Source organism: Streptomyces sp. NPDC002130, assembly GCF_040296465.1.
Lineage (GTDB): Bacteria > Actinomycetota > Actinomycetes > Streptomycetales > Streptomycetaceae > Streptomyces.
This window is the reverse complement of sequence record NZ_JBEOXI010000339.1, coordinates 1-7,229: the sequence shown is the minus strand read 5'-3', so window position 1 is coordinate 7,229 and position 7,229 is coordinate 1. Positions and strand designations below refer to the sequence as shown.

Here is a 7,229-nt window from a genome sequence, read left to right as displayed (position 1 = left end):
TCCGTGACGGTGTGGGCCCACCACATGTACGTCACCGGCGGTGTGCTGCTGCCGTTCTTCTCCTTCATGACGTTCCTCATCGCCGTACCAACGGGTGTGAAGTTCTTCAACTGGATCGGCACGATGTGGCGCGGGAGCCTCTCGTTCGAGACTCCCATGCTCTGGGCGACCGGCTTTCTCATCACGTTCGTCTTCGGCGGGCTCACGGGTGTGCTGCTGGCCTCGCCGCCGATCGACTTCCACGTCTCCGACTCGTACTTCGTGGTCGCGCACTTCCACTACGTCATCTTCGGGACGGTCGTCTTCGCGATGTTCTCCGGCTTCCACTTCTGGTGGCCCAAGTTCACCGGCAGGATGCTGGACGAGCGTCTCGGCAAGATCACCTTCTGGACGCTGTTCACCGGCTTCCACGGCACGTTCCTGGTCCAGCACTGGCTGGGCGCCGAGGGCATGCAGCGGCGGATCCCGGACTACCTGGCGGTGGAGGGCCTGACGACACTCAACACGGTGTCGAGCGTCTTCTCGTTCCTGCTCGGCATGTCGATGCTGCCGTTCTTCTACAACGTGTGGAAGACGGCCAAGTACGGCAAGCCGGTCGGCGTCGACGACCCGTGGGGCTACGGCCGCTCGCTGGAATGGGCGACCTCCTGCCCGCCGCCGCGGCACAACTTCGTCGCCCTGCCGAAGATCCGCAGCGAGTCCCCGGCGTTCGACCTGCACCACGAAGCCATCGCGGCAGCGGAACGGGAGCTGACGCTCCGATGACCGCCATGGAAGGGCTTCCCGTGGATCTGCGGGCGTTCCACAACGAGGTCGAGGGCCATCTGCTGGCCACCGCCGCCCGTGAGGAGGCCCGCTCGGCCGCCGCCCGCTTCGCCGCAGGGCTCGACCGGCTGGCGGAAACGGAACGGGCGGAGGTGGAGCGGCAGTTCGCGGCGGAGCATCTCGCACTCTCCCGGGCCTCCTGGCAGCGCACGGCCCGGCGCGGGGAGGAACTGCGGGGCGAGTACGAGGCGGTGTACCGCAGGCTTCGCGCGCGGCTGCTGACCGGAGTGCTGCTGGGAGTCGCGCTGCTGGTGGCGGTGGATCTCGTGGTGCTGGCGGCCCGCTAGGGCCGACCCCGGTCCGGGTGTCCGCAGGTCCCGCTGTCCCCGCGCCCGGCGGCCGGTGCTCCACCGCCCCTCCCCCCTGACCCGCTTCGAGGCGAGCGTGATCGACCATCACCTCGACATGGTCGACCTGCTCGGCCTCACCGTCCCGGCTTCCATCCCGGCGGCCACAGGATCCCCAGCAGCTGCCGGACCAGTTCGTCGACGACCTCGTCGAGCGTGGCGTCGACCCAGCCGGTGCTCCAGTCGTGCAGCAGGCCGTTGACGCTGCCGATGAAGGCGGTCGCGGGGAGCCGGTAGTCGCGGGGTGCGGCCTCTCCCCGTGCGGCGGCCGCGTCCGCCTCGGCGCAGATGAGGTCCACCCAACCGGCCCGGCGTGCGAGCCGCTGCTCCTCCATGCGCGGGCTGACGCCGATGATCTCGACGAAGGTGATGCGGATCCGGCGCGGATCGGCGGTGACGTTCCCGGCGTAGGCGCGGAAGATGGCCGTGGCGCGCTCGACGAGCGGCAGGTCCGCCGCGCCCGCGGCCGCCTCCAGCACCGCGGCCTCGGCCCAGCCGTTGACCTGGAGGTGCAGCGCGGCGAGCACGTCCTCCAGGGTGCGGAACTCCTCGTAGAACTGGCGGGTGGAGAGCCCGGCGGTCTCACTGAGGGCCGCGACCGTGGTGGAGCGGAAGCCGGGGGTGTCGCCGAACAGCTGGAGCCCGGCGTCGAGGAACCGCCGGCGCCGTTCGGCCTGCCGTTCCTCCGCGGTCTTGCCGCCGTAGCGGCCGGTCGGCGCTCTGAGTCTGCCCGGCACCAGCTCTCCCTTCGTCGTTCGAACACCGATTTTGTCGTGCACGCGGTCTTGTGGAGAAGGCCGCCCCTTCCTTACTTTGCAGTAAGTTGACTCTGAAAGCATGCATGTTCAGTTTCAGCACGCAGTCCGATTTGGCATGTCCCACTCACATTGCTCGCCCCGCAGCAGCGACCCCACAGCAGAGAGGGGAGCCGTCATGCCCGTCTTCCGACGCCGGCACCTGTGCTCCGTAGCCGCAGCCCTCGCCCTGACCGTCACCTTTCCCGCGACCGCCGCCACAGCTGCCGCCCCGGGCTCCTCCGCCGCGCTGCGCGAGGTGCTGTTCGTGGGCAACAACTGGGACGGCACCGCCGATGTCATCCGGTCCACCGGTGACTTCGCGAAGATCGGCCGGATCAACGTCATCCCCGACAAGGACGAGCGGATGGCGGCGATCAACGCCGATCCGATCAAGTGGATCTACTTCATGGCGATCCGCAACAGCGTCGGTGAGGGGCACGACCAGTTCGTCGACGACATGTACTCGACGCCGGACGGAAAGTCGGTGGTCGTCTCCCGGCCGAGCTTCGCCGACGTCGTGTCGATCGACCTCGCCTCCGGGCGGCTCAACTGGCGCTTCCCCGTGTCCGGTTACCGCTCCGACCACATGGCGGTCTCCCCCGACGGCAAGCGGGTGGCGGTGTCGGCGTCGACCTCGAACACCGTGCACGTGCTGGACATCGTCTCCGGCAAGGAGCTGGGCAAGTTCGGCACCGGCGACAAGCCGCACGAGAACATCTTCACCCAGGACGGCAAGTACATCTACAACATGGCGATCGGCGACGTGAACACGCAGACCGACGCCCCGTGGCTGGACTGGACGAAGGGCGACCGGCGCATCACCGTCGTCGACGCCACGACGTACCAGCAGGTCAAGGTCATCGACATGCGCCCGCAGCTGGACGCGCTCGGCCTCAAGGACTACTCCGATGCCGTCCGCCCGGCCGTCTTCTCGCCGGACGAGTCGAAGCTGTACTTCCAGGTCTCCTTCTTCAACGGCTTCTTCGAGTACGACATCGCCACCGAGAAGATCACCCGTACCAAGACGCTGCCGAAGAACCCGGCGACCAGCGACGACCGCACGACCTTCGTCAACGACTCGCGTCACCACGGCATCTCGATGAGCCCGGACGGGCGCAAGCTGTGCGTCGCGGGCACGATGGACGACTACGCCACCGTCGTCGACCGCGCCACCCTCCAGGAGGGCCCGCTCGTCACCGCCTCCAAGCCCTACTGGGCCACGGTCAGCGGTGACGGCAAGTCCTGCGTGGTCTCCGAGAGCGGCACCGACCAGGTCACGGCCATCGACTTCGCCACCGGGAAGAAGGTCGTGTCCGTGCCGGTCGGTGACCACCCGCAGCGCGTCCGGCTCGGCAAGGTGCAGGCCGATTGGACTAGCCCTTCCGCTGGTTGACCTCCTTCGCCGCCCAGGCCGCCAGCTCGGAGCGGGCCCCGGCGAGCAGGTCCGCCGCGGGAGCCGTCGCCCCGTTGGTCACCAGCGCGTAGTGCAGGACGCCCGAGTCCGGCGCGGTGAGCAGCAGGCGGCGGCTGCCCGTGCCGCCGGGCTCCTGGGCCACGCCGACCGGGGTCGAGGCGGTGTACGACGGCGGGGCGTGGGTCGCGCCCAGGTCGGAGACGACCGTGGTGGACGCGGTCGGGAAGCTCGCCGGAAGGTGCAGTTCGGTGGGTGCCGAGCCGCCGTCGGAGCGCCACAGCAGCAGCCCGTACTGCCCTGACCCCACGAGTCGTTGCACGTTCGGCAGGGAACCGGGCACCGGGTTCCAGGTCAGGGTCGTGGAGCCGTCTCGGGAGCGGTCCTCGTAGGTGAAGCCGACGGTCTCACCGGCCGTGGCGCTCGGGTAGAGACGGTCCAGGAGCCGGGCGTCCTGGCGCAGCACAGGCTTGCCCGCGTCGTCGAGGCGTACGGCGGACAGATCCTCGTCGTTCCAGGCGTCGCCGGCGGTGAGCACCTTGTCGGGGTTGCCGTTCATCAGCTCGCGGTGACGGCCGTTGTAGATGTCCCACTGCCACTGGGAGCCGGAGAGCACGGGCCCCGAGGCCGCCGGGTCGGTCCACCAGTCGGCGCCTTTGAGGCGTGAGTCGAGGGCCTGGTACATCGCTTTGAGGACGGTCGGCGCCTTGTCGGAGACGTTGCCCGCGAGGGGGTGCCCGAACTCGCTGACCACGGCGGCCGTCCGCGCGGCGGCGGCCCGGTCACGGACGGTGCGGAAGTCGCCCGCGTACTGGCCGTCCGCCGCCTTGCCCCACATGAAGACGCCGGAGATGGCCTTCTGGTCGTAGAAGTGCGTGTTGAAGACGTAGCGCGGTCCGAGGGTGCCGGCGTCCAGCAGGCCGCCCTCCTGCTTCTGGAAGTCGAGGTTGGCGTTCCAGAAGAGGTTCGGCTCGACGAACGCGGGCTTGTCACGCCACCCGGCCGTGTCCATGCGGGCACGGAACTTCTCGTAGAACGGCCAGAGCACGTCCTTCTCCCAGCCGCGGCTGGTCTGCCCGGAGTCGTAGACGCCCGCGTGCGGTTCGTTGTACGGGTCGAAGCCGGCGATGCCTTTGAACTGGTCGGCGCTGAGGTGCTGTTGCACGTACCGCATGGTCTTCTCGGCGGTGGCGAGGAAGGCGTCCTGCACGCCGTGCGCGTTGTGCCAGAAGTCGTACGACGCACGCTTCACGGCCTCGTTCTGGGTGATGTTCTGCCCCCAGAAGAGGCAGATGCCGCAGGACTCGTCGGGGTAGTTCCCGGCGTCCACGGCCCACTTGGGGGCGCCGTCGCCGGTGTACCAGCTGTCGGCGTCGAACAGGTGCCGGGAGTAGAGGTCCTGGTGGAAGTCGGGGTAGACCCGGATGCCGGCGTCGAGGAAGGCCGTCATCTGGTCGGTGGCGGCAGCCAGGTAGGCCGTGTCCACCTGGCCGCGCTCGGGTTCGGCGTAGGCCCAGGAGAGCAGGAAGCGGACGGTGTTGCCGCCGCCGAGGGCGCGCAGCGCGGTCGCAGACTTGCGGGCGTCGGCGACCGAGGCGAACGGCAGGCCCTTGTTCTCCGCGAGCTTGGTCTCGCCGGAGACGTTGTAGCCGCGCAGCACGATCTCGCGGCCGTGGGCGTCGGTGAAGCGGCCGTCCCGCACGGTGACGGTGGGGTCGTCGAACCAGAGGGAGCCGGACGGGGGCGCGGCGGTGGCCGGCGGGACGCCCGCCACCGACACCGAACCGAAGAGGACGATCAGGACGACCAGGAGACGCGCTCGGATAGTCGGCATGTCCACTACAGTCCGGCGATATCAGGACACCGTCAACACCCCTGACTCTGGAGTAAGTTCCGTCCGGACAACCCTCACACGTCAGCCATCGACCCTCCGTGTCACGTTCAACAAGTACTCCTTCCTGTTCAGCGGGTTGTGGTCGGTGCGCGGGCGCTCGGGAATCGTGCCGTGTGTGACGGGCGCGTAGTGGGCGAAGGAGCTCTCCAGCTCGCCCTCGCCCCGGGTGAGCCCCGGCAGAATCTGCTGGAGGGCGTGCACCCGTGCGGCCGGCACGGTGCCTTGGAGGACGCACAGGTCGTCCCGGTTCCGCGTCGTCTCGGGTACGGCCGCGAGCTGGGCCAGCACCGGCAGCAGGGCGCCGAGGGTGTCGGCGGGCGCCTCGATCCGGAAGCGGTGCATCGGCTCGTGCACCCGCGTCCCGGCCCGCCGCAGCGCCTCGATCAGCACCAGCGGGGTCACCCCGCGGAAGTCGGCCCCCGTGCTCGACATGCTCTTGTCGAAGCCCTGGTGGGCATGGCTCTGGCGGGGCGAGTAGCCGCTGTGGGTCATGGTGACCACGCAGTCGGTGACCTGCCAGCCGTGCAGGCCCTGCTCCAGGGTCTCGCGCACGGTGTCCTCCACGGCCCTGAAGAAGGCGTACGGCATCGACCCGAGCTCCACCTCCAGCCGGAAGCCGACGCCCGAGCCGACCGGTGCGGGCTCGACGCGCAGGCCGACCGTCGCGAGGAACGGGTTGGGGTCCTTCTTGTTGAACTCCACGGCCTGCCCGGTGCCGGCGAGCCGTTCGACGCACAGGGGCGTCGTCTCGCGGAAGGTGACGTCGAGGCCGTACTCCCCGGCGAGGGTGGCCTGGATGACCTCCTTCTGCACCTCGCCGTACAGGGAGACGGAGGTCTCCTGGCGGCGTTCGTCGCGGCGCAGGCCGATCAGCGGGTCCTGCTCGGCCAGCTGGGTGAGCGCCAGGTGGAGCGCTCCCCTGTCGGCGTCCGGGCCGGGGAGGACGACCGTCTCCAGCGTCGGCGGGGCGAAGAAGTGCTCGTACGCCGTGCGGGGTTCGCCGATCGCGTCGCCGATGCGGATGTCGCCGAGCCCGGTGAGGCGGGCGATCCGGCCGGCCGCGACGGAGTCCGCACGGGTGTCCGTGCCGTGCCCGAAGACGCTGATGCCGGTGACCCGGCCTTCGGCGCCGTCCATGCCGAAGGGGACCCGGTCGCGGGTGCGCAGGGTCCCCGAGAACATCCGGGCGTAGGCGACCTTCTCCCCCGCCGGGCCCCGGTCGACCTTGAACACGGTGGCGGAGACCGGCCCGTCCGCGTCCCCGTCGGCCACCGGCAGCAGGGTTTCGATGCCGGTAAGCAGCGCTTCCACTCCCGCGCCCGTGGCGGCGGAGCCGAAGTAGACCGGGTGGACGAGCGCCTCCCGGGTCTGCGCGACGAGGGAGCCGTGCAACAGCTCGTCCGTGACCGTGTCCTCGACGTACGCGGACAGCAGGGCGTCGTCGTGCCCGGTCAGGATGTCCAGGGCGCCGGCCGGTCCGGGGCCGGGGGTGAAGCGGGCCGCGCGGGTGCCGAGGCCGGCGGCGGTCCCCATCGGCACGATTCCGGGGGTCAGCCGTGCCGAGATCTCCCGCAGCACCGCCTCGTGGCGTGCCCCGCTCCGGTCGATCTTGTTGACGAAGAGCAGCGTCGGGATGCGCAGCCGCTGGAGCGTCCGCATCAGCACCCGCGTCTGCGCCTGCACACCCTCCACTGCGGAGATCACGAGGACGACGCCGTCCAGCACGCCGAGGACGCGCTCCACCTCGGCGATGAAGTCCGGGTGACCGGGGGTGTCGATGAGGTTGACGGTCACGCCGTCGAGCGGGAACGAGACGACGGCGGACTTGATGGTGATGCCGCGCTGCCGCTCCAGGGCGAGGGTGTCGGTGCGGGTGTTCCCGTCGTCGACACGGCCGATCTCGTCGATCACCCCGGTCGAATGGAGCAGCCGCTCGGGCAGCAGGGTGCGCTGCA

At 69.9% G+C, this 7,229-nt stretch carries 6 protein-coding genes; 3 read left to right on the top strand and 3 right to left on the bottom strand.

The window, feature by feature from the left end:
* Positions 1 to 765: cytochrome c oxidase subunit I (locus tag ABT116_RS37505; RefSeq protein WP_351643609.1), on the top strand; the 765-nt coding region annotated here is incomplete at its 5' end.
* Positions 762 to 1,112, top strand: coding sequence for a hypothetical protein (locus ABT116_RS37500; protein WP_351643590.1), 351 nt, complete (start codon positions 762 to 764; stop codon positions 1,110 to 1,112). The genes ABT116_RS37505 and ABT116_RS37500, both read left to right, overlap by 4 nt.
* Before the next feature lie 137 nt (positions 1,113 to 1,249).
* Here the strand turns inward: ABT116_RS37500 and ABT116_RS37495 are convergent, their stop codons facing one another.
* Entirely contained in the window at positions 1,250 to 1,909 is a 660-nt protein-coding gene (locus tag ABT116_RS37495; protein ID WP_351643584.1) for a TetR/AcrR family transcriptional regulator, read from the bottom strand.
* 196 nt (positions 1,910 to 2,105) lie between these two features.
* On the opposite strand from ABT116_RS37495, the gene ABT116_RS37490 reads away from it, so the two are divergent.
* Positions 2,106 to 3,362 carry a YncE family protein gene (locus ABT116_RS37490; RefSeq protein WP_351643578.1) on the top strand — a complete coding sequence of 419 codons (1,257 nt, stop codon included), beginning with the start codon at positions 2,106 to 2,108 and terminating at the stop codon, positions 3,360 to 3,362.
* Here ABT116_RS37490 and ABT116_RS37485 read toward each other — a convergent pair.
* Positions 3,343 to 5,214, bottom strand: a complete 1,872-nt coding sequence (locus ABT116_RS37485) for an endoglycosylceramidase (RefSeq protein ID WP_351643572.1) — start codon at positions 5,212 to 5,214, stop codon at positions 3,343 to 3,345. The two genes, ABT116_RS37490 and ABT116_RS37485, sit on opposite strands and share 20 nt — an antisense overlap.
* Before the next feature lie 81 nt (positions 5,215 to 5,295).
* A partial coding sequence (locus tag ABT116_RS37480; protein WP_351643567.1) for a GTP-binding protein occupies positions 5,296 to 7,229 on the bottom strand: 1,934 nt, incomplete at its 5' end.